23 protein-coding genes and 1 riboswitch are annotated in these 20,954 nt (G+C 71.7%); of the genes, 12 read left to right on the top strand and 11 right to left on the bottom strand.

All coding sequences use genetic code 11. The features are described 5' to 3' along the window. Nucleotides 1–3: 3 nt before the first annotated feature. Together ABZX85_RS29520 and ABZX85_RS29525 are read right to left on the bottom strand one after the other, a co-directional pair. Nucleotides 4–627 carry a hypothetical protein gene (locus ABZX85_RS29520; protein ID WP_355874881.1) on the bottom strand — a complete coding sequence of 208 codons (624 nt, stop codon included), beginning with the start codon at nucleotides 625–627 and terminating at the stop codon, nucleotides 4–6. Continuing rightward, nucleotides 620–1,405, bottom strand: a complete 786-nt coding sequence (locus ABZX85_RS29525) for an alpha/beta fold hydrolase (RefSeq protein ID WP_355874884.1) — start codon at nucleotides 1,403–1,405, stop codon at nucleotides 620–622. Before ABZX85_RS29525 ends, ABZX85_RS29520 begins: the two co-directional genes overlap by 8 nt. Nucleotides 1,406–1,599: 194 nt before the next feature. Here ABZX85_RS29525 and ABZX85_RS29530 point away from each other — a divergent pair, with 194 nt between their 5' ends. From ABZX85_RS29530 to ABZX85_RS29545, 4 genes are read left to right on the top strand one after another with little or no spacing between them, the layout of a single operon-like run. Then, entirely contained in the window at nucleotides 1,600–2,310 is a 711-nt protein-coding gene (locus ABZX85_RS29530; protein ID WP_355874887.1) for a lysophospholipid acyltransferase family protein, read from the top strand. Between the two features lie 33 nt (nucleotides 2,311–2,343). Continuing rightward, complete coding sequence (locus ABZX85_RS29535; RefSeq protein WP_355874890.1) at nucleotides 2,344–3,552, top strand: DUF5931 domain-containing protein; 1,209 nt, start codon at nucleotides 2,344–2,346, stop codon at nucleotides 3,550–3,552. Continuing rightward, complete coding sequence (locus tag ABZX85_RS29540; protein ID WP_355874893.1) at nucleotides 3,549–4,217, top strand: response regulator transcription factor; 669 nt, start codon at nucleotides 3,549–3,551, stop codon at nucleotides 4,215–4,217. The genes ABZX85_RS29535 and ABZX85_RS29540 overlap by 4 nt, the downstream gene beginning before the upstream one ends. 53 nt (nucleotides 4,218–4,270) lie before the next feature. Then, the gene (locus tag ABZX85_RS29545) at nucleotides 4,271–5,299 is read left to right on the top strand and encodes a 6-phosphofructokinase (RefSeq protein ID WP_355874896.1); all 1,029 of its coding nucleotides are present in this window, start codon (nucleotides 4,271–4,273) and stop codon (nucleotides 5,297–5,299) included. Here the strand turns inward: ABZX85_RS29545 and ABZX85_RS29550 are convergent. Both ABZX85_RS29550 and ABZX85_RS29555 read right to left on the bottom strand, forming a co-directional pair. Further along, a complete protein-coding gene (locus ABZX85_RS29550; protein ID WP_355874899.1) occupies nucleotides 5,296–7,116 on the bottom strand; it encodes an anthranilate synthase family protein in 1,821 nt (606 codons plus the stop codon). The genes ABZX85_RS29545 and ABZX85_RS29550 overlap by 4 nt on opposite strands. Nucleotides 7,117–7,242: 126 nt before the next feature. Further along, nucleotides 7,243–7,299, bottom strand: coding sequence for a trp operon leader peptide (locus tag ABZX85_RS29555; RefSeq protein WP_107502881.1), 57 nt, complete (start codon nucleotides 7,297–7,299; stop codon nucleotides 7,243–7,245). Nucleotides 7,300–7,407: 108 nt separating this feature from the next. On the opposite strand from ABZX85_RS29555, the gene ABZX85_RS29560 reads away from it, so the two are divergent. Further along, a complete protein-coding gene (locus ABZX85_RS29560; protein WP_355874902.1) occupies nucleotides 7,408–8,757 on the top strand; it encodes a class II 3-deoxy-7-phosphoheptulonate synthase in 1,350 nt (449 codons plus the stop codon). 122 nt (nucleotides 8,758–8,879) lie between these two features. After that, nucleotides 8,880–9,110, top strand: a complete 231-nt coding sequence (locus ABZX85_RS29565) for a (2Fe-2S)-binding protein (RefSeq protein WP_355874905.1) — start codon at nucleotides 8,880–8,882, stop codon at nucleotides 9,108–9,110. Here the strand turns inward: ABZX85_RS29565 and bfr are convergent. Continuing rightward, nucleotides 9,107–9,586: a bacterioferritin gene (gene bfr, locus ABZX85_RS29570; RefSeq protein ID WP_355874908.1), complete on the bottom strand. Its 480-nt coding sequence runs from the start codon at nucleotides 9,584–9,586 to the stop codon at nucleotides 9,107–9,109. The two genes, ABZX85_RS29565 and bfr, sit on opposite strands and share 4 nt — an antisense overlap. A 173-nt stretch (nucleotides 9,587–9,759) precedes the next feature. On the opposite strand from bfr, the gene ABZX85_RS29575 reads away from it, so the two are divergent. Continuing rightward, nucleotides 9,760–10,392 carry a sulfite oxidase-like oxidoreductase gene (locus ABZX85_RS29575; protein ID WP_355874911.1) on the top strand — a complete coding sequence of 211 codons (633 nt, stop codon included), beginning with the start codon at nucleotides 9,760–9,762 and terminating at the stop codon, nucleotides 10,390–10,392. Between the two features lie 6 nt (nucleotides 10,393–10,398). On the opposite strand, the gene ABZX85_RS29580 is transcribed toward ABZX85_RS29575, so the two are convergent. From ABZX85_RS29580 to thiO, 6 genes are all read right to left on the bottom strand, one after another. Then, on the bottom strand, nucleotides 10,399–10,890 hold the full coding sequence (locus ABZX85_RS29580) for a DUF4396 domain-containing protein (protein WP_355874914.1): 492 nt from the start codon (nucleotides 10,888–10,890) through the stop codon (nucleotides 10,399–10,401). A 93-nt stretch (nucleotides 10,891–10,983) separates the two neighbouring features. Further along, a complete protein-coding gene (locus ABZX85_RS29585; RefSeq protein ID WP_355874917.1) occupies nucleotides 10,984–11,850 on the bottom strand; it encodes a deoxyribonuclease IV in 867 nt (288 codons plus the stop codon). An 89-nt stretch (nucleotides 11,851–11,939) separates the two neighbouring features. After that, on the bottom strand, nucleotides 11,940–13,853 hold the full coding sequence (pknB, locus tag ABZX85_RS29590; RefSeq protein ID WP_355874920.1) for a Stk1 family PASTA domain-containing Ser/Thr kinase: 1,914 nt from the start codon (nucleotides 13,851–13,853) through the stop codon (nucleotides 11,940–11,942). Nucleotides 13,854–13,986: 133 nt separating this feature from the next. After that, on the bottom strand, nucleotides 13,987–14,781 hold the full coding sequence (locus ABZX85_RS29595) for a thiazole synthase (protein ID WP_355874922.1): 795 nt from the start codon (nucleotides 14,779–14,781) through the stop codon (nucleotides 13,987–13,989). A 2-nt stretch (nucleotides 14,782–14,783) separates the two neighbouring features. Further along, complete coding sequence (gene thiS / locus ABZX85_RS29600; protein ID WP_355875326.1) at nucleotides 14,784–14,984, bottom strand: sulfur carrier protein ThiS; 201 nt, start codon at nucleotides 14,982–14,984, stop codon at nucleotides 14,784–14,786. Nucleotides 14,985–15,025: 41 nt separating this feature from the next. Continuing rightward, entirely contained in the window at nucleotides 15,026–16,192 is a 1,167-nt protein-coding gene (gene thiO / locus ABZX85_RS29605) for a glycine oxidase ThiO (RefSeq protein WP_355874925.1), read from the bottom strand. Next, a riboswitch (TPP riboswitch) is annotated at nucleotides 16,190–16,302 on the bottom strand. (Overlaps the previous gene by 3 nt.) A gap of 53 nt (nucleotides 16,303–16,355) precedes the next feature. On the opposite strand from thiO, the gene ABZX85_RS29610 reads away from it, so the two are divergent. The 5 genes from ABZX85_RS29610 (at nucleotide 16,356) to metF (ending at nucleotide 20,931) form a co-directional block, all read left to right on the top strand. Beyond that, nucleotides 16,356–16,700, top strand: a complete 345-nt coding sequence (locus ABZX85_RS29610) for a hypothetical protein (RefSeq protein ID WP_355874928.1) — start codon at nucleotides 16,356–16,358, stop codon at nucleotides 16,698–16,700. Between the two features lie 32 nt (nucleotides 16,701–16,732). Further along, nucleotides 16,733–17,965: an FAD-dependent oxidoreductase gene (locus ABZX85_RS29615; RefSeq protein ID WP_355874931.1), complete on the top strand. Its 1,233-nt coding sequence runs from the start codon at nucleotides 16,733–16,735 to the stop codon at nucleotides 17,963–17,965. Nucleotides 17,966–18,107: 142 nt separating this feature from the next. Continuing rightward, the gene (locus ABZX85_RS29620; RefSeq protein ID WP_355874934.1) at nucleotides 18,108–18,473 is read left to right on the top strand and encodes an Rv2175c family DNA-binding protein; all 366 of its coding nucleotides are present in this window, start codon (nucleotides 18,108–18,110) and stop codon (nucleotides 18,471–18,473) included. A 496-nt stretch (nucleotides 18,474–18,969) separates the two neighbouring features. Next, nucleotides 18,970–19,614 (top strand): thiamine phosphate synthase, encoded by a 645-nt coding sequence (gene thiE / locus ABZX85_RS29625; protein ID WP_355874938.1) that lies wholly within the window; start codon nucleotides 18,970–18,972, stop codon nucleotides 19,612–19,614. A 393-nt stretch (nucleotides 19,615–20,007) separates the two neighbouring features. After that, complete coding sequence (gene metF / locus ABZX85_RS29630; RefSeq protein WP_355874940.1) at nucleotides 20,008–20,931, top strand: methylenetetrahydrofolate reductase [NAD(P)H]; 924 nt, start codon at nucleotides 20,008–20,010, stop codon at nucleotides 20,929–20,931. The last annotated feature ends 23 nt before the right edge of the window (nucleotides 20,932–20,954 follow it).

Raw genomic sequence — 20,954 nt, forward strand, 5'->3', positions numbered from 1 at the left:
CAACTAGACGACCGCACCCCGCCCGGGGTCGTCGTCCCCCTCCTCGTCCGTCCGCATCCGCATCACCAGCGTCGCGAACCCCCCGAGGAACCCGCCGATTCCGATCGTCGCGAGCCACCACGTCATGTCCCAGCCGAGGAGCACGGCGAGCAGCAGCAGCACCGGCCCCCCGACGACCGCGAGCCACGCGAACTTCGCGGTCGCGTCGGCCTCGGGCAGCGGTGGCGGCTCGGGCGGCACGAAGTGCCCTTCGTCGTCCTCCCCGAGGTCGTCCTCGCCGGGCTCGGCCGGCGAGTAGTCGCGCGGCCCCGGCCCGGCGGCGACCCCGGGCGCGAACGTCACGGAACCGCCGAGCGGCTTGTCGCCGGGAGAGTCCGAAGCGGGAGTCTCCGCGGTCGGCGTCCCGTCGGACGCCGTCTCCGGAGGCGAGGGCTTCTCGTCGTCGTTGGTCCGCGCTTCGAGCAGCGCGAGGTCCTCCACGGACTTGAACGGCCTCGCGCCCGGCGGGTCCTTGGGCTCGTCCCCGTACCCGGCGACGATAGCGGCCCAGGCCGCCTCCTCGTCGAACGGGACGTGTTGCTCCTCCGGCTCCGCGTTGTCCTCGCGATCGGAGTCGTGCTCAGCCACCTGCCGTCGTCCCTTCCTCGGCGACACCCCTGTCAGCTGCGAGCCGGTCGATGAACGCGATGCTCTCCTCGACGACACGGTCCGCGTCGTGGTCCAACGTCGCGACGTGGTAGCTCTGTTCCAACACGACCTCGCGCACGTCCAACGACGAGATCCGGCTCAAGATCCGGGCGGAGTCCGCCGACGGGACCACATGGTCCTGCGCGGACCGCAGGAGCAGCACCGGCTGGGTCACCCGGGGCAGCTCGCCGTCCAGCTTGCGCAGCGCGTTCCGCAGGGAGTGCGCGCTGTGCAGCGGGACCCGGTCGTACCCGACCTCCTCGGCGCCCTCCTTCGCGATGTCGCTGGCGATGCCCGGGGTCGTACGGATCAGGTGACGGGCCACCGGGAGGGCGTGCGCGGCGAGGCCGTGCACCTTGTTCGCCGGGTTGACGACGACCACGCCCGCGATGTCGGCGCCGTGCTTCGCGGCGAGGCGCAGGGCGAGGGCGCCGCCCATGGAGAGACCGGCGACGAACACCGTCGTACACCGCTCGCGCAGGGTGCGCAGCTCGCGGTCCAGCTCGGCGTACCAGTCGGGCCAGCCGGTGAGGGCCATGTCCTGCCAGCGGGTGCCGTGGCCGGGCAGGAGCGGGAGCGAGACCGTCAGGCCGTGTTCCGCGAGGCGCTGTCCCCAGGGGCGCAGCGACTGGGGGGAACCGGTGAAGCCGTGGCAGAGCAGGACGCCGACCTCTCCGCCCTCGTGGCGGAACGGCTCTGCTCCGGGAAGGACCGGCACTTCGGTCTCCTCTTGTCTTGTTGTCTTGTCTCGATTTTTAAAGGGCGGGCCCAAGGGCTGGGCAAAGGGCGGGACGTGTGGTTCACGGTACGCGACCGCACTGACACCGACCAGGCCCGTCGGCCGGTTCCGGCGTCCTCCGGGTTAAGGTCTGTTCGACACAAACAGGAGGCACTCGGTTGTTGTACGGCGCGATGAAGGTCGCTATCGGGGGACCGCTGAAGGTCACCTTCAGACCCTGGGTGGAGGGCCTGGAGAACATCCCCGCCGAGGGGCCCGCGATCCTGGCGAGCAACCACCTCTCGTTCTCCGACTCGTTCTTCCTGCCCGCGGTCCTCGACCGCAAGGTGACGTTCATCGCGAAGGCCGAGTACTTCACCACCCCGGGTGTGAAGGGCCGGCTCACCGCCGCGTTCTTCAAGGGCGTCGGCCAGCTCCCCGTGGACCGCTCGGGCGCGCGCGGCGCCGGTGAGGCCGCGATCAGGAGCGGTATCGAGGTCCTGGAGCGCGGCGAGCTGTTCGGGATCTACCCCGAGGGCACCCGCTCGCCCGACGGCCGGCTCTACCGGGGCAAGCCCGGCGGCCTCGCCCGCGTCGCCCTCGCGACCGGCGCGCCCGTCATCCCCGTGGCGATGATCGACACGGAGAAGATCCAGCCGCCCGGCCAGGTCGTGCCCAAACTGATGCGCCCCGGCATCCGCATCGGCAAGCCCCTCGACTTCTCCCGCTACGACGGCATGGACCAGGACCGCTTCGTCCTGCGCGCCCTCACCGACGAGGTCATGTACGAGATCATGAAGCTCTCCGGCCAGGAGTACGTCGACATCTACGCCACCGCCGCCAAGCGCCGGCTCTCCGACGCCGCCAAGGCCGAGAGGGCGGCCAAGAAGGAGAAGGCCGAATAAGGTCGCGGTAGGACTTCGGGGGGAGTGGGGGACATGCCCAAACGAGCGCGCGTCATGCGCATGTCGGTCGAGCAGCCGCTGTGGCGGGCGCTCAGCGGCTATCGCGTCCTGACGATGCTGTACGCCGTCGGCCTGTTCATCAGCAACTACGACGACTTCGACCGGCCCGAGGTCGCGTTCGCCTACTACCCGCTGCTGTGCATATGGACGCTCGCCACCCTCCCCAGGGTCGCGAGCGCCGCGAACTGCACGAAACGCTTCCTCACCGCCGACCTGACCATCGCGGTCGGCGGCATCCTCCTCACCCCGCTCGCCGTGACGGACGCGACGATCGACGCCGGCGGACCCACGCTCCCGTCGATCTGGACGGCCGGCTCGGTCCTCGCGTTCGCCATCAAGGGCGGCTGGCGCTGGGCGGCCTTCGCCTCGACGCCGGTCGCGGTCGCCAACCTCGTCGAGCGCGGCACCCCGGCCCACGACACCGTCCACAACGTGATCCTCGTCTGGGTCGCCTCCATCGCCATCGGGTACGTCGTCGAGGTCGCCCGCGCCTCCGAGCGCACCCTCGCCCGCGCCCTGGAGATCGAGGCCGCGACCCGTGAACGCGAGCGCCTCGCGCGGGACATCCACGACAGCGTGCTCCAGGTGCTGGCCATGGTGCAGCGCCGGGGCGCGGTCATCGGCGGGGAGGCCGCCGAGCTGGGGCGGATGGCCGGTGAGCAGGAGGTGGCGCTCAGGACACTCGTCTCCGGAGGGCTCACCCCCGTCTCCCGGGTCTCGGAGGACCTCGCCGAGGGGGCCGTCGTACGGCTCATGGAGGAACCCGAAGAAGACGACGGCGACGGCCCCGTCGATCTGCGGACCCTGCTCGCCCGGTACGCCGCCGCCCGTGTCAGCCTCGCCGAGCCCGGCGCGCCGGTCGTGCTGCCGCCGGCCGCCGCACGCGAACTGGCCGCCGCCGTCGGCGCCGCCCTGGACAATGTGCGCAGACACGCCGGTGACGGCGCGCAGGCGTGGATTCTCGTGGAGGACGAGCCGGACGAGGTGATCGTCACGGTCCGGGACGACGGTCCCGGCATCCCCGAGGGACGGCTCGTGCAGGCCGAAGGGGAGGGGCGGCTCGGGGTCGCCCAGTCGATCCGGGGCCGGCTGCGCGACCTCGGCGGGCGCGCCGAGCTGGTCTCGACGCCCGGACAGGGCACCGAAGTGGAGCTGACCGTGCCGAAGAAGGGGAGCCGATGAGCGGCGTCATCAAGGTCATGGTGGTCGACGACCACCCCATGTGGCGCGACGCGGTCGCCCGGGACCTCGCGGAGAACGGCTTCGACGTCGTCGCCACCGCCGGGGACGGCGAGCAGGCGGTCCGGCGCGCGAAGGCCGCCGTGCCCGACGTCATCGTCCTCGACCTCAACCTGCCGGCGAAGCCCGGCGTCCAGGTCTGCAAGGAGGTCGTCGCGGCGAATCCGGCGCTGCGGGTGCTGGTGCTGTCGGCGAGCGGGGAGCACGCGGACGTGCTGGAGGCGGTGAAGTCGGGGGCGACGGGCTACCTGCTGAAGTCGGCGTCCACGGAAGAGCTGCTGGACGCGGTGCGGCGGACGGCCGTCGGGGACCCGGTCTTCACGCCGGGCCTCGCCGGGCTCGTCCTCGGCGAGTACCGCCGCCTCGCCACCGACCCGGCGCCCGCCTCGGGCGGCGACCAGCCCGACGCGCCCCGGCTGACCGACCGGGAGACCGAGGTGCTGCGGCTCGTCGCGAAGGGGCTCAGCTACAAGCAGATAGCCGAACGCCTCGTCATATCCCACCGCACGGTCCAGAACCACGTACAGAACACCCTCGGCAAGCTCCAGCTCCACAACCGCGTCGAGCTCGTCCGCTACGCCATCGAGCGGGGTCTCGACGACGAGTGAACCGCGCGCGAGACTGACACTCCGTCAGAACCGTGTGACGAAGGGACTCGTCCATGCGCGTCGGAGTACTGACCGGGGGCGGCGACTGCCCCGGCCTCAACGCCGTCATCCGCGCGGTCGTCCGCAAGGGCGTCCAGGAGTACGGCCATGAATTCATCGGTTTCCGGGACGGCTGGCGCGGGCCGATGGAGGGCCGGTCGATCCCCCTCGGCATCCCCGCCGTCCGCGGCATCCTGCCCCGCGGCGGCACGATCCTCGGCTCCTCCCGCACGAACCCCTACCGGGAGGACGACGGTGTCGGCCGCATCAGGGCGACGCTGGAGCGGCAGCGGATCGGCGCGCTGATCGTCATCGGCGGCGAGGACACCCTCGGCGTCGCCGCCCGCCTCTCCGCGGAGGAGGGCATCCCCTGTGTCGGCGTCCCCAAGACCATCGACAACGACCTCTCCGCCACGGACTACACCTTCGGCTTCGACACGGCCGTCGGGATAGCCACCGAGGCCATCGACCGCCTCCACACCACCGCCGAGTCCCACATGCGGGTCCTCGTCGTCGAGGTCATGGGCCGTCACGCCGGCTGGATCGCCCTGCACTCCGGCCTCGCCGGCGGCGCCAACGCGATCCTCATCCCCGAGCAGCGCTTCGACGTCGACCAGGTCTGCGCCTGGGTGACGTCCCGCTTCCGCGCCTCGTACGCCCCGATCGTGGTCGTGGCCGAAGGCGCCATGCCGAAGGACGGCGACCTGGTCCTGAAGGACGAGTCCCTGGACTCCTTCGGCCATGTCCGCCTCTCCGGCGTCGGCGAATGGCTGGCCAAACAGATCGAGAAACGCACCGGCAACGAGGCCCGCACGACCGTCCTCGGCCACGTCCAGCGCGGCGGCACCCCCAGCCCCTTCGACCGCTGGCTCGCCACCCGCTTCGGCCTCCACGCGATCGACGCGGTCCACGAGGGCGACCACGGCGTGATGGTCGCCCTCAGAGGCACGGACATCGTCCGCGTACCGCTCGCGGCGGCGACGGAGAAACTCAAGACGGTGGACCCGAAGCTGTACGAGGAGGTCGGCGTCTTCTTCGGCTAGCCGACCGGCCTCAGCGCCCCCATCAGCTCCCGCACGATCTCCGCTCCGTTGATCGTCAGCACCGACTCGGGATGGAACTGCACCCCCGCGAACCCGGCCCCGCGCAGCGCGTGCACCTCCCCGTTCCCGGCCTGGCTCACCTCGACCCCCGCCACCTCACGGAACCGCGCCACGAAGCTGTTGTAGAAGCCGACCGTCTCCGTCCTCCCGAACAGATCGATCTCCACCTGGGCCCCCTGGAACGGCACCTCCTTCCGCACGATCTCCATCCCCAGCTCGGCGGCGATCAGTTCGTGGCCGAGGCACACGCCCAGCACCCCGTGCCGGTGCCCGCGCAGCAGATCGGAGGCGAGCCCCCGCAGGACCCGCATCTTGGGGTCCCCGAGGTCGGACGGATCGCCGGGCCCGGGGCCGAGGACGACGGGCCCGGGGTGCGCGAGCACGGTCTCGCGGAGCCCGGGCTCGTCATAGCGCCGGACGCTCACGGCGAGCCCGTTCGTGCGGAGCACATGCGCGAGCATCGCGGTGAACGTGTCCTCCCCGTCGACGATCAGCGCATCCCCCGTGAGCTCGGGAGCCTGCTCCTGCATCCGCAGCCAGAACGGCGCCAGCGACCCCCGCCGCGAGTCCAGCGCGGCCCGCACCCGGGGATCGTCGGCCAGCCGCGGACGCCCCCGCTCGGCCCGCGGCCGGGACGGCCGTACCCCCAGCGCCGCCAGCACCCCCGCCGCCTTCGCGTGCGTCTCCGCCACCTCGCCCGCCGGATCGGACCCGCGGACGAGCGTCGCCCCGACGGAGACCCGCAGCCGACCGGCCTCCGAGATGTCGGCGGTCCGGATCAGGATCGGCGAGTCCAGGGTCTGCGCACCCCCGGCGTCCCGCCCCAGCAGCGCCAGCGCACCCGCGTAGTACCCCCGCCCCCCGGACTCGTGCCGCTCGATGACCCGGCACGCGTTCTGCACCGGCGACCCCGTGACGGTCGCCGCGAACATGGTCTCGCGCAGCACCTCACGGACGTCCAGCGAGGACTTCCCGCGCAACTCGTACTCCGTGTGCGCGAGATGGGCCATCTCCTTCAGCCGGGGCCCGATCACCACCCCGCCCATGTCCCCGACCGTGCACATCATCTTGAGCTCCTCGTCGACGACCATCGACAGCTCCTCGATCTCCTTGCCGTCCGCGAGGAACCCCAGCAGATGCTCCGGCGTCGGCCCCTCGGCCGGATAGCGGTACGTCCCGCTGATCGGGTTCATGACGACCGTCCCGCCGGACATCCGGACATGCACCTCCGGGGACGCGCCGACGAGCGTCCGCTCCCCGGTGTGCACGACGAACGTCCAGTACGCGCCCCGCTCCCCTTCGAGGAGCCGCCGGAAGAGGGCGAGCGCGTCGGCCCGCCCGAAACCCTCGATCTCCCCCTCGTACGTCCGCCGGATCACGAAGTTCGCCCCCTCCCCGCTGCCGATCTCGTCGCGCAGGACCCGCCCGACGATCTCCGCGTACTCCTCGTCGTCGACGTCGAAACGGCCGCCGGTCACACGGACGTCGTGGGAGGGCAGGGCGGCGAGCGCCTCGGCAGGCGTGTAGGTGCGGGTCTCCTCCGGGAGCAGGACGGTCAGCGGGGTGCCGTCGTCACGGACGTCGAAACCGCGCTCGCGGATCTGCCGGAACGGGATGAGGGCGAGGCCCTGGTCGGGGAGGTCGGCGAGCCGGTCGTACACCCGGGTCGGGCCGATCAGCAGCTCGACGGTGTCGTCGTGGCCCGGGGTGCGGCGGCGCAGGAGCGCGAAGGGGCGGGTGTCGTGCAGGAGGTCCATGGGGTGTGCTCTCTCTCGCGGATCGGGAACTCGCGGTTTCGGGAACTCACGGATCGGGAGGAGAGACGGACCCCTGGGAAACACGAAGGCCGCCTCTCGGGGCGGCCTGTGGGATGTACGCGCAGATCAGCGGGCCGCCGGGGGAGCGGTCCACCACCAGTTACGGGTCGAGTGCGCGAACATGTGCCGCACCCTACCGCACCCGGATGTCCCACCCTCCCTCTCCGGCGTCTCACCTTTCGAGCCGTGCGAAATTCGATCGACACGACCCCGTAGGGTGACCCTGTGACCGTGAACGCTGATTCCCAAGCCGTCGCCGCGCTGGCGACCTGGCGCGACCTGCCCGCGGCGCAGCAGCCCGAGTACCCCGACACCGAGGCGCTGCGCAAGGTGATCGCGGAGCTCGAGTCGTATCCGCCGCTCGTCTTCGCGGGCGAGTGCGACCAGCTGCGCAGCCGGCTGGCCGCCGTCGCCAAGGGGGAGGCGTTCCTTCTCCAGGGCGGTGACTGCGCCGAGGCGTTCGACGCGGTCGGCGCCGAGCAGATCCGCGCCAAGCTGAAGACGCTCCTCCAGATGGGCGCCGTGCTGACGTACGCCGCCTCCGTGCCGGTCGTGAAGGTCGGCCGGATCGCCGGCCAGTACTCCAAGCCGCGCTCCAAGCCGACCGAGACCCGCGACGGCGTGACCCTGCCGACCTACCGGGGCGACTCGGTGAACGGCTTCGACTTCACCGAAGAGGCCCGTATCCCGGACCCCGAGCGGCTGAAGCGGATGTACCACGCCTCCGCGTCCACGCTGAACCTGGTGCGCGCCTTCACCACCGGTGGCTACGCCGACCTGCGCCAGGTGCACGCCTGGAACCAGGACTTCGTGAAGTCCTCGCCGTCCGGCCAGCGCTACGAGCAGCTCGCGCGCGAGATCGACAACGCCCTGAACTTCATGCGGGCCTGCGGGACCGACCCGGAGGAGTTCAAGACGGTCGAGTTCTACTCGTCCCACGAGGCGCTCCTCATGGACTACGAGTCGGCGCTGACCCGCGTCGACTCCCGCACGGGCAAGCTGTACGACGTCTCCGCGCACATGGTGTGGATCGGCGAGCGCACGCGCCAGCTGGACCACGCGCACATCGAGTTCGCGTCCAAGATCCGCAACCCGGTCGGCATCAAGCTCGGCCCGACGACCACGGCGGAGGAGGCGCTCCAGTACGTCGAGCGCCTCGACCCCGACCGGGAGCCCGGCCGGCTGACGTTCGTCGTCCGCATGGGCGCCGACAAGGTCCGCGACAAGCTCCCCGAGCTGGTCGAGAAGGTCACGGCGTCCGGCGCGGTGGTGGCCTGGGTGACCGACCCGATGCACGGCAACACCTTCGAGGCGGCCTCCGGCCACAAGACCCGCCGCTTCGACGACGTGCTCGACGAGGTCAAGGGCTTCTTCGAGGTCCACAAGGCCCTCGGCACCCACCCCGGCGGCATCCACGTCGAGCTGACCGGTGACGACGTCACCGAGTGCGTCGGCGGCGGCGACGAGATCTTCGTCGACGACCTCCACCAGCGCTACGAGACGGCCTGCGACCCGCGCCTCAACCGCAGCCAGTCGCTGGACCTGGCGTTCCTCGTCGCGGAGATGTACCGCGACCAGTAGTTCCTAGCGCATGCCTTGGGGCGCGGATCACATGCGATCCGCGCCCCTTCGCACTTTTGCGGCACCTGTCCGGCGGGTAAGGTTAGGTTCACCTAATCGTTCTTGGCGGGAGGTGAATCCGCGTGTACGTGTGCAGCTGCTTCGGCGTGACCGAGGCGCAGGTCCTGCAACACGCGGACGACGGCGCCTTCACGCCCCGCCAGATCGCCTCCGCCTGCAAGGCCGGCACGGACTGCGGTTCGTGCGTCCGCCGTATCCAGGCGATCCTCGGCCGGGGGGCCTGTAAGTCGGCGGTGACCCGCTTGGAGTCGGTGGACTCGCTGGAGGGCGCCGGACTGGAAGAGGCCGCCTAGCTCTCCGGCTGCTCGATCAGCTGCGCGATGTACAGCGCCTCACCGAGCTTCTCGACCAGTTCGAGCTGGGTGTCGAGGTAGTCGATGTGGTGCTCCTCGTCCTCCAGGATCGACTCGAAGATGTTCGCCGAGGTGATGTCGCCCTTCTCGCGCATCACCTTGATACCGCGCTTGAGGCGGTCGATCGCCTCGACCTCGACCATCCGGTCCGCCTCGAACATCTCCTTGACGGTCTGGCCGATACGGACGTGGAACAGCCGCTGGTAGTTCGGCAGGCCGTCGAGGAAGAGAATCCGGTCCGTCAGCACCTCGGCGTGCTTCATCTCGTCGAACGACTCGTGCCGGGTGTACTTCGCGAGCTTCGTCCAGCCGAAGTTCTCCTGCATCTTCGCGTGCAGGAAGTACTGGTTGATAGCCGTCAGCTCACCCGTGAGCTGCTCGTTGAGGAATTCGATGATTTCCGGGTCGCCCTGCATCGCCAAGGCTCCTTCCGTACGGGATCTGTGGGGGGATCTATGGGGAGGTCGCGGCCGATGATGGCACTGGTCCGGAAGATCGTCCAGTAAGTACTGGCTTAGTAAGTAAGGGCATGCTTAGTTCGAATTGCCCCGATTTTCGGGTTCGTATTTGCATCTGTCAGGATGGAGCCATGGGGCGTCCGGTGGAGCGGGAATCAGGAGAGAGCGGACCGTCCGAGCTTCCGCCGGGGCAGCGACTCCAACGAGGCTGGCCGGTCACGCACTACGGCCCCGTCCCCAAGTTCCGCCCCGAACGCTGGGACTTCCGCGTCTTCGGCGCCACCGCCGACGGCGAGAAACACGGCTGGACCCACGAGGAGTTTGCGGCCCTGCCGTACGCGACCGTCGTCGCCGATCTGCACTGCGTCACCAAATTCAGCATGCTCGGCGCGGAATGGGGCGGAGTTCCGGCGAGCGCGGTCCTCGGCGCCGCCCCGCCCGCTCCCGGGGTCACGCACGTCATGGTCTGGGCGGAATACGGCTACAGCGCCAACCTCCGGCTCGCCGACTTCACCGACCCCCACACCCTCTTCGCCAGCCACAAGGACGGTGAACTCCTCACCGCCGAACACGGATTTCCGCTGCGTCTCGTCGTCCCCCATCTGTACGCCTGGAAAGGGCCCAAATGGGTGCGCGGGATCGAGTACATGACGGCGGACCGGCGGGGATTCTGGGAGGAGCGGGGTTATCACAACGTCGGCGACCCCTGGCGCGAGCAGCGGTACTCGTACCAGGAGACGCCGGGGGAGGGGCCGGAGCTGTAGGGGGTGTCAGTGGTGGTACCGGTGCACCACGGCGTGCCCCTTGCCCCGGCCGATCATCCACTTGTTCACCGGGACCGTGACGACGAAGGCGATCACCAGCGAGATCGCGAGCGAACCCCAGAACAGGAAGTCCGCCAGCTCCGCGTCCATCGCGTCCGGCCACAGCGCGATCACCCCGTTGTCGATGAGCTCCATGACGGCGATCGACAGGGTGTCCGCGGCCAGCGCCACCCGAATGGCCGCCTTCAGCCCGAGCCCGCTCCTGAGGACGCCCCGCAGGGTCAGCGAGTAGCCGAAGAGGAACGCGAGGACGATCGCGAGGGCCGTGGTCGCCAGATTCCCCCACCCCGCCGCCGTGCCGATCGCCATCCCGAGGACCTCGCCGATGGCGCACCCGGTGAGGCAGTGCAGGGTCGCCTGGACCGCCATGGCCCAGCTCGCGGCGGGGGCGGGGTGGTGTGTGTGGTCTGCGTGCTGTGCGTGCGCCTCGTGCTGCATGGGGACTCCCGAGGTCGGGGGCGGGCTGCCTCGGGGCGGAACGATATACCCCAGTGGGGTATTCCCCAAGGGGGTGGGCCGTCGCTGGCTTCCTCAGCCGTCGCGCAGCCGCTTCAGCCGCTCCACGTCCGCCGCGTGACCCTCCTTGCCGCCGGGGGTCTCGATGATCAGGGGGACGTTCTTCGTCGCCGGGTGGGTCATGAGGGCGCGGAAGGGGTCCTCGCCGATGTGACCGGAGCCGATGTTCTCGTGCCGGTCCTTGTGGGCGCCGACGACGTCCTTCGAGTCGTTGGCGTGGATCAGCTTGAGGCGGCCCTCGCCGACCGTGTCGACCAGCAGGTCCAGGGTCTGGTGCATACCGGTCGGGCCGGTCAGGTCGTGGCCCGCGGCGAAGATGTGGCAGGTGTCCAGGCAGACGCCGAGCTTCGGGTGCGCGTCCAGGGCGTCGAAGTACGGGCCGAAGTCCCAGGTCCGCGAGCACAGCGACGAGCCCTGCCCGGCCGTCGACTCCAGCAGCAGGAACGGGTCGTCGTCGTGCGTCAGCTCGTCCAGCAGCGGCAGCAGATGCTCCCGGACCTGCTTGAGCGCGACATCCCGGTGCCGCCCACCGGTCGCGCTCCCGGTGTGGACGACGACCCCGAGCGCCCCGATCTCCCGCCCCCGGCGCAGCGAGTGCCGCATCGACTCCACGGACTTCTCGACCGTCGCCTCGGTGTGGGACCCGAAGTTGATCAGATACGGCGCGTGCACGTACGCGGGCAGCTCCCGCTCCGCACACACCTCCCGGAATGCCTCGTCCTGCCGCGGATTCCCCACCGGCGTCGCCCACCCCCGCGGGTTCGCGACAAACACCTGCACGGTCTCCGCCTTCAGCTCCTCGGCGTACGAGAGGCCGACGGATTGCAGACCGCCGGCCACGGGGACGTGGCCGCCTACGGGGTTACGGGAGGGGAAGTTCACGGGGTAAGGGTGTCATGCGGGGGAGAGGGGCTGGTGGGGGTGGGCCGTCGGCCCTCGGCCCGGGGCGGTGCCGGCCCGCCCCACCACCCTCACCGGATCGTGATCGTGATCGTCGACCCCTTCGGTGCCGTGTCCCCGGCGGAGACCGACTGCTTCTTCACCGTGTCGCCGAAGAGACCGAGGAGGCCGCGGTCTTCCTCGACCTTGAAACCGGACTGTTCGAGGAGGGACTTGGCGTCGTCGACACTGGCCCCGACGACGTTCGGCACCTCGACCATCTCGGGGCCCTTGGAGAGGGTCAGGGTGATCGTGTCGCCGGAGGCGGCCTGGCCGCCCGCGCCGGGGGACTGCTCGGCGACCTTCCCCTTGTCCAGGTCCGAGTTGACCTGCGTGGAGGAGATGGCGACCTTCAGACCGGCCCCTTCGAGCGCCGTCGTCGCCGCGTCGAGGTCCTGGCCGGTGACGTCCGGGATCTCGACGGCCGCGCCCTTGCTGACGACCAGGGCGACGGCGGAACCGGCACGCCGGGAGGTGCCGACGGCCGGGGTCGTCCGGATCACCGAACCCTGGGCGACGGAGTCGTCGAACTCGCTGGTGACCAGCCCCGGTTCGAGGCCGGCGGAGGTGAGCCGCTTCGTCGCCTCCGCCTGTGGCAGCCCCGTGACGTCCGGGACCTGGACGGTCTGCGGGCCGTCCGAGACGGTCAGCGTCACCGAGTCGTTCTTGCGGATACGGGCGCCCGGCGCGGGGTCCGTGCTGATGACGGTCCCGCGCTTCACCGTGTCGCTGAAGGCGTGCTTCACCGAGCCGACGGCGAGCCCCGCGTCGTCCAGCCGGTCCTTGGCGACCGTCTCCGTCTGCGTGAGGACCGCCGGGACGTTCGTGAACTGGCCGGAGTTGATGTACCAGACGCCCGCCCCGATGCCCAGAGCCAGCAGGACACCGGCGACGAGCGCGAGGACACCCCGCCTGCGCTGCACCGGCCTGCGCCGGGGCGGTGGCGGGGGCGCCTCGAAGCGGGACGTGTGCTGGACGTCGTCCTCGTTGACCGGCAGCGGACGCGGCACCGTGAGCGACCTCGGGATGACGCTCGTGCGGTCGCCCGCGATGTCGTGCTCCGAGGCCGTCGACTGGGGCGGGACCGCGTCGAGCTGCTCCTCGCTGAGCGCCGCGCGGGCGCCGCGGACGAGGCCCAGCAGCTCCACCGCGTCGTTCGGCCGGACACCCGGGGTGCGGGCCGTCGCCGAGGCGACCAGCTCGTCCAGCTCGTAGGCGAGGCCCGGGACGGCCGCCGACGGGGGCGGCACGTCCTCGTGGAGGTGCTTGTAGAGGACGATCGCCGGGGTCTCGCCCTCGTGCGGCTGGGTGCCGGTGAGCATCTCGTACAGCACGACCCCGCACGCGTACACGTCCACGCGCGCGTCCGCCGTACCCCGCTCGGTCTGCTCCGGGGCGAGGTAGGCGACCGTCCCCAGGACGTTCCCACTGCTCTCCGTGACCGTACCGACCGAGCGGACCAGGCCGAAGTCCGCGACCTTGACCCGGCCGTCGTCCCCTATCAGGACGTTCTCCGGCTTCATGTCCCGGTGCACGAACCCCGCGCGGTGCGCGGCGCCCAGCGCGGCGAGCACCGGTTCGAGGATGTCGAGCGCGGCCCTGGGCTGGAGCGCGCCCCGCTCCCGCAGCACGTCCCGCAGGGTGCACCCGGCGACGTACTCCATCGCCAGGTAGACGTACGGCCCGTCGGCCCCCTGGTCGAAGACCTGGACGACGTTCGGGTGCGCCAGCCGGGCGACCGACTTGGCCTCCCGGATGAACCGGTCCACGAACACGGCGTCGGCGGCCAGCGCGGGATGCATCACCTTCACGGCCAGCACGCGGTCGAGACGCATGTCCACGGCCCGGTAGACCGTGGCCATCCCGCCCACCGCGATCCGCGCGTCGACGCGGTAACGCCCGTCGAGCACCTGCCCGACGAGAGGGTCCTGAAGGGTCGTATCCACGCGGCCGAGTCTACGAGCCCCCACTGACAGCGTGATCCTTCGGAGCGGGATGGGACGGGGTTGTGACGTGTGAGGCCCGCCGTTCCCCGGAACGAGGGGTTCCGGCAGTGGCGGGGATCACGGGGACCACGGGTCAGAAGGCCGGGCGCTCCGGGTCGAACGCGGCCAGTCCCTCCGCCGGCGAGGACGCCCGCGCGAAGTACCGGCGGGGGATACGGCCGGCGCGGCGGGCCAGCCGTCCCGCGTCGACCGCGGACCGCATCGCCGACGCCATCAGCTCGGGGTCCTGCGCACGGGTCACCGCCGACGCGAGCATCACGCCCGCGCACCCCAGCTCCATCGCGAACGCCACGTCGGAGGCCGTACCGGCGCCCGCGTCCAGGATCACCGGCACGCGCGCGTGCTCGACGATCAGCTGGAAGTTGTGCGGGTTGCGGATACCGAGCCCCGACCCGATCGGCGACCCGAGCGGCATCACGGCCGCACAGCCCACGTCCTCCAGCTTCCGGGCGAGCACCGGGTCGTCGTTGGTGTACGGCAGGACGGTGAACCCGTCGTCCACCAGCGTCTCGGCGGCCTCCAGCAGCTCCACGGGGTCCGGCAGCAGGGTCCGCTCGTCCGCGATCACTTCGAGCTTCACCAGGGACGTGCCGAGCGCCTCCCGTGCGAGACGGGCGGTCAGGACGGCCTCCCCGGCGGTGAAACAGCCGGCCGTGTTGGGCAGCACCCGGATGCCGAGCCGGTCGAGAACGGACAGAACCGATCCCTGCACGGACGGGTCCACGCGCCGCATCGCGACCGTCGTCAGCTCCGTCCCGGACGCGACGAGCGCCCGCTCCATGACCTCCAGGCTCGGCGCCCCGCCGGTCCCCATGATCAGCCGCGACGAGAACGCCGTACCGCCCAGCAGAAACGGATCGTCAGCCATGGTCAGCCTCCCTGCACGGCGGTCAGGACTTCCACCCGGTCGCCCTCCGCGAGGGCGGTGGTGGCCCACCGCGCGCGCGGGACGACGGTTTCGTTCAGAGCGGCGGCGACACCGGACGGCGCCGGAGAGAGCACCCGGACGACGAGTTCGAGCACGGTCCCGGCGTCGAACTCCCGCAGCTCCCCGTTGACCGAGATGTTCATGCGACCGGCCGGGGTGGTCATCGGGACGTTCGTCGGGGCGTTCATACGGCGGACTCCAGGAGCGAGGCGGCGGTGAAGCGCCGGGGCGTGAAGGGGCGGGCCTCCTCGGGCAGCTCACCGGAGGTCAGCGCGTGCGCGAGCGCGTCCCCGGTGACCGGCGTCAGCAGGACGCCGTTGCGGTGGTGCCCGGTCGCCAGGAGCAGCCCCGGGAGGCCGGTCGGGCCGAGGAGGGGGGCGTTGTCGGGCGACCCGGGGCGCAGCCCCGCGCGGGTCTCCGTGAGGGGCAGTTCGGTGATCCCGGGGACCAGCTCGTGCGCGTCGCGCAGCAGCTCGTACACGCCCCCGGCGGTCACGGTCGTGTCCCAGCCCTGCTCCTCACTGGTCGCCCCCACGACCAGCTCCCCGTTCGCGCGCGGCACCAGATACACCTGGCTCCCGCGCACCACGGCCCGCACGGTACGGCTCAGGAACGGCGCGTACGCCGCCGGCACGGCGAGCCGCAGCACCTGCCCCTTCACCGGCCGCACCGGCGGCCGTACGGCGTCCGGGACGCCCGCGAGCCGCCCGCTGAGGCTGCCCCCGGCGAGGACGACCTGCCCGGCGCCGAAGAACGTCCCCCCGCGCGCGTGCACGCCGGTCGCACGGCCCCCGGCGACCTCCAGGCGCTCGGCCCACTTCCGGTGCAGGGCGACCCCGGCGCGCTCGCAGGCGACGACCAGCGCGGCGGCGAGGCGGCGCGGGTCGACCTGGTGGTCGCCGTCCACCCGCAGCCCGCCGCGCACCCCGGGCGCGAGCATCGGCTCCAGGCGCCGGCACTCCCGCCCGGACAGCCACTCCGACTCCAGCCCGGACCGCTGCTGGAGCGCGTGCAGTTCCCGCAGGTGGGCCCGGTCGTCGGCATCGAGGGCGACCGCGAGCGTGCCGCAGCGCCGGTAGCCGACGTCGTACCCGGTCGCCTCGGTCAGCTCGGCCACGAAATCGGGGTACCGGCGCGCGGAGGCGAGGTTCAGACCGAGGAGGGTCTGCTCGCCGTGGTGGAGTTCGGTGACGGCGGCCAGCATCCCGGCGGCCACCTGGGCGGCCCCGCCGCCCGGCTCCGGATCGAGTACGGCGGCCCTCAGGCCGCGCTGAGCGGCCCGCCAGGCGGTGACCAGGCCGATGACCCCGCCCCCGACCACGAGGACGTCAGACGGACGCGTAGACGGCATGGGCGTCCAGCCCCTCCCTTCGCCGGCATGACCCGGATCAGGTTCGTACGGTCGGAGGCCGGCCAGCCTCCCTCTCAGCCCGGTGCGTCCGGGCTCCCGCGAGTGCTTTACGTTGGCACTCACCCTAGCCCGCACCCCCCGCACCTCGTAAAGGGAGCCTCGGTTGACCCTCGACGGCCTCGTGTTCACCCCTGTCGCCGACCAGGCACCCGGCCAGGTCGGCACGAGCACCCGCTTCGCCTACCGCGAGGCCGACGGCGTGATCTGGGCCGACTACGCGGGCGGGGACGTCGTCCGCGGCCATCTCGTCGGCACGCGCGCGGGCGACCGGATCGACTTCCGGTACGTCCAGTTGCGCACCGACGGGACGACCGCCTCCGGGCACTGCGTCTCGACCGTCGTGACCCTCCCGGACGGCCGTCTCAGGCTCGACGAGACGTGGGAATGGGAGTCCCAGGAGGGCGCCGGGACGAGCGTTGTGGAGCAGGTCACGGAACCGGGCCCCTGACTGACTCACCGTCACGCAACTATGGTGATCGCGTGAGCGAGCAGACGCAGGAAACGGACGCCCCGCGCGCGGTCGTCGTCGGCGCCGGGATGGCCGGGGTGCAGACGGCGGTCGCCCTGCGCGAACAGGGCTTCACCGGCACGGTCACCGTCATCGGCGCGGAACCCCACCAGCCGTACGACCGCCCCCCGCTCTCGAAGGCCGTCCTGCTCGGCAAGACCGACGGCTCCGCCTTCGACATCGACTTCCCCGGCCTCGGCATCGACCTCCTCCTCGGCCGCGAGGCCCTCGCGGTGCGGACCGGGGAGCACGTCGTCGACACGGACGCCGGTCCGGTCCCCTACGACGTCCTCGTCCTCGCCACCGGCGCCGAACCGATCCTGCTCCCCGGCACGGAGGGCGTCCCCGGCGTCCACCTCCTGCGCACCCTCGACGACGTCGAACGCCTCCGGCCCGTCCTCGCCGGGCAGCACGACGTCGTGGTCGTCGGCGCCGGCTGGATCGGCGCGGAGTTCGCGACCGCCGCGCGCGAGGCGGGGTGCGCGGTGACGGTCGTCGAGGCCGCGGACCGTCCGCTCGCGGGCGCGCTGCCCGCCGAGGTCGCCGCGCCGATGACCTCCTGGTACGCCGACCTCGGGGTCGAACTGCGCACCCACGCGCGCGTGCGGGCCGTCGAGCCGGGGGCCGTGCTGCTGGACGACGGCACGCGCGTCCCCGCGGGCGCGGTGCTCGTCGGTATCGGCGCGCGGCCCGCGACGGCGTGGCTGCGGTCCTCCGGGGTGGCCCTGGGGGCGCACGGCGAGGTCGTCACCGACGCGCACCTCCGCACCTCCGCCCCTGACGTCTACGCCGTCGGCGACTGCGCCTCCTTCCCCTCCGCCCGGTACGCCGAGCGCCTCCTGATCCACCACTGGGACAACGCCCTCCAGGGCCCCCGCACGGTCGCGTCGAACATCCTCGCGAACGCCACCGGGGCGCCTCTCGTCGCCTACGACCCCGTCCCGTACTTCTGGTCCGAGCAGTTCGGGCGGTTCGTCCAGTACGCCGGGCACCACACCGGCGCCGACGAGACGATCTGGCGCGGCGACCCCGCCGGGCCGGCCTGGTCCGTGTGCTGGCTGCGGGAGGGGCGCCTGATCGCGCTCCTGGCGGTCGGCAGGCCGCGTGACCTGGCGCAGGGGCGGCGGTTGATCGAGGCGGGGGCTGTGATGGATGTGGGGGTGTTGGGGGATGCGGGGGTGCCGTTGAAGGGGGCGGTGGTGTGAGGGGGTGGGGATCGTTCGGCGTGGTTTCGGGGCGGGGCCGGGGTGTCAGGGGTTTCCCCGAGGGGGTTTCGGGGGGCGGTGGGGGACCGGTCCGGGTGGTCCCGGCTTCCGAGTGTCAGTGGCAGATGGCAGGCTTGATGTCGTGACCGAGATTGACACGAGGGTCGACGCGCTCGTCCCCGCCTGGCTGACCCTGCCCGACATCGCCGAACAGCTCGAAGAGGAGGTGACGCGCGTACGGCAACTCGTCAAGGACGGACAGCTGATCGCCGTCCGCCGAGGCGAGAACCGCGCGCTGCACGTCCCTGCCGCATTCATCGACGGCGACAAGGTCGTCAAGGGGCTCTCCGGGCTCCTGACGGTCCTGCGGGACGACGGGTTCACGGTCGAGGAGATGATCGAGTGGCTCTTCACCCCCGACCCCACCCTCCCCGGCACCCCGGCCCAGGCACTCCTGGAGAACCGAGGCACCGAGGTCAAGCGCCGGGCCCAGGCCCTGGCCGTCTGAGCACCGCCCGAGGAGACATGGCCACGGCTTGAGGGGCGTGGCCATGGGGGCGGGGCGTGGCCGGAGGGGGCCGGTGTGACTGTGGGCCTGCTCGGCAGGCGGCGGGTTCCTCGCGGGTCCTCGTCCGAGGGGCGCCGGCTCCGGAGAGCCCCCGCTTCCGAGGAGCGTCCCTTGTCGACCCCGCCTCGTAGGCGTGCGCTTTGGGAGGGTCTGAGGAGTGACAGGCCCGCCGGGGAGTACCCACTCACGAGGACGACACCGGGCGAAGCGGCAAGCCGACCCCGGCGTCACCCGGAACCCCCGCCCGCCCAGCCGGCGGCGCGGCGGGTTCCAAGGGCTCCAGGTTCCGAAGGCCAGCGGGCCACCGCTTCCCGGACGTTCGTTTTAAGGGGCACCGGGGAATGCCGAACCCGGCGAGGTCCGCCGGCTCACGGCGCCGCCCCCGCCGCCACCCCGAAACCCCGCCGCCCGCCGACCCACCCCGTGGAGAACCCCCGTGCCCGACCCCGCAGCTCAGCTCGCCGATGCCCGTCTCTACCTCTGTGTGGACGCCCGGAGGCGTCAGGGAGATCTCCCGGAGTTTCTGGACGCGGTGCTCGCCGGGGGAGTGGACATCGTGCAGCTCAGGGACAAGGGGATGGAGGCGGCGGAGGAGCTGGAGCACCTCGCCGTGTTCGCGGAGGCGTGCGCGCGGCACGGCAAGCTGCTCGCCGTGAACGACCGCGCGGACGTCGCCCACGCGGCCGGCGCGGACGTACTGCACCTCGGCCAGGGCGACCTCCCGGTCCCCGCCGCGAGGGCGATCCTCGCCGGGGACACGCTGATCGGCCGCTCGACCCACTCCACGGCGGAGGCGGAGGCCGCCGCCGTCCAGGACGGCGTCGACTACTTCTGCACGGGCCCCTGCTGGCCCACCCCCACCAAGCCCGGCCGCCACGCCCCCGGCCTCGACCTGGTCCGCCACACCGCCTCCCTGAACACCGACCGCCCCTGGTTCGCGATCGGCGGCATCGACCTCACCAACCTCGACGAGGTCCTCGAAGCGGGCGCCCGCCGCGTGGTCGTCGTCCGCGCCATCACCGAGGCGGACGACCCGGGCGAGGCGGCGGCACAGTTCACGAAGCGACTGCGGGGCGTGTAGTCGGGGGCGTGCGCGCGGCGGGCGGCACACGGGCAGGTGAGCGGTGACGGCGCCCGGGTAGGACACGGGAACCCCCGTCCAACCGCTCGCCCATATCCCTTCCGACCCGCGCCCCCTTCGACGCCCCCCGCCGAAAGCGCCCTTCCCGATCCGCGCCCCCTCAACGCCCCCCGCCGAAAAGCGCCCCGCCCCTCGACTCCCCCTCGCCCCTCCCTAAAACCGCCACCGACCCCCTCGACCCCCGCCGCACCCCTCCCCACCTGCGCCGTATCCCGCCCGCCGCCCCGGAAACCGGCCCACCTCCGTCCGGTATGCGGACACCACCCCCGCGGATCAGGGCAATTTCCCCGGGGCCGGTTGGGGGAGTGGCCCGGTGCTGGCTAACCTGCGGGTATGGCCCTCGGAACCGCATCCACAAGGACCGACCGCGCGCGCACGGTGCGTGACATCCTGGCGTCCGGCAAGACGACGTACTCCTTCGAGTTCTCGGCCCCGAAGACGCCGAAGGGCGAACGGAGCCTGTGGAGCGCGCTCAGGAGAGTCGAGGCGGCGGCACCGGACTTCGTGTCGGTGACGTACGGCGCCGGCGGCTCCACCCGCGCCGGGACGGTCAAGGAGACCCAGCAGATCGTCGCCGACACCACCCTGACCCCGGTCGCCCACCTGACCGCCGTCAACCACTCCATCGCCGAACTGCGCAACATCATCGGCCAGTACGCGGACGCCGGTATCCGCAACATGCTCGCCGTCCGCGGCGACCCGCCCGGCGACCCCATGGGCGACTGGATCGCGCACCCGAGCGGACTGACGTACGCCGCCGAACTGGTCCGCCTGATCAAGGAGTCCGGCGACTTCTGCGTCGGCGTCGCCGCGTTCCCGGAGATGCACCCGCGCTCCGACCGCTGGGACACGGACGTCGCCCACTTCGTCGACAAGTGCCGCGCCGGCGCCGACTACGCGATCACCCAGATGTTCTTCCAGCCGGAGTCCTACCTGCGCCTGCGCGACAGCGTCGCCGCCGCGGGTTGCGACACCCCGGTCATCCCGGAGATCATGCCGGTGACCAGCGTCCGCATGCTGGAACGGCTTCCGCAGCTCAGCAACGCGGCCATCCCGGCCGCCCTGAAAGAGCGCATCCTCACAGCGAAAGACGATCCGGCCGCTGTACGCTCCATCGGTATCGAATTCGCCACGGAGTTCTGCGCGCGGCTGCTCGCCGAGGGCGTCCCCGGACTGCACTTCATCACGCTCAACAACTCCACGGCGTCGCTGGAAATCTACGAGAACCTTGGCCTGCACCATCCCCCGCGGGCCTAGACCGGTCGCACCAAAATAAGACA

It is taken from the genome of Streptomyces sp. NPDC004539, from assembly GCF_040610055.1.
GTDB lineage: Bacteria > Actinomycetota > Actinomycetes > Streptomycetales > Streptomycetaceae > Streptomyces.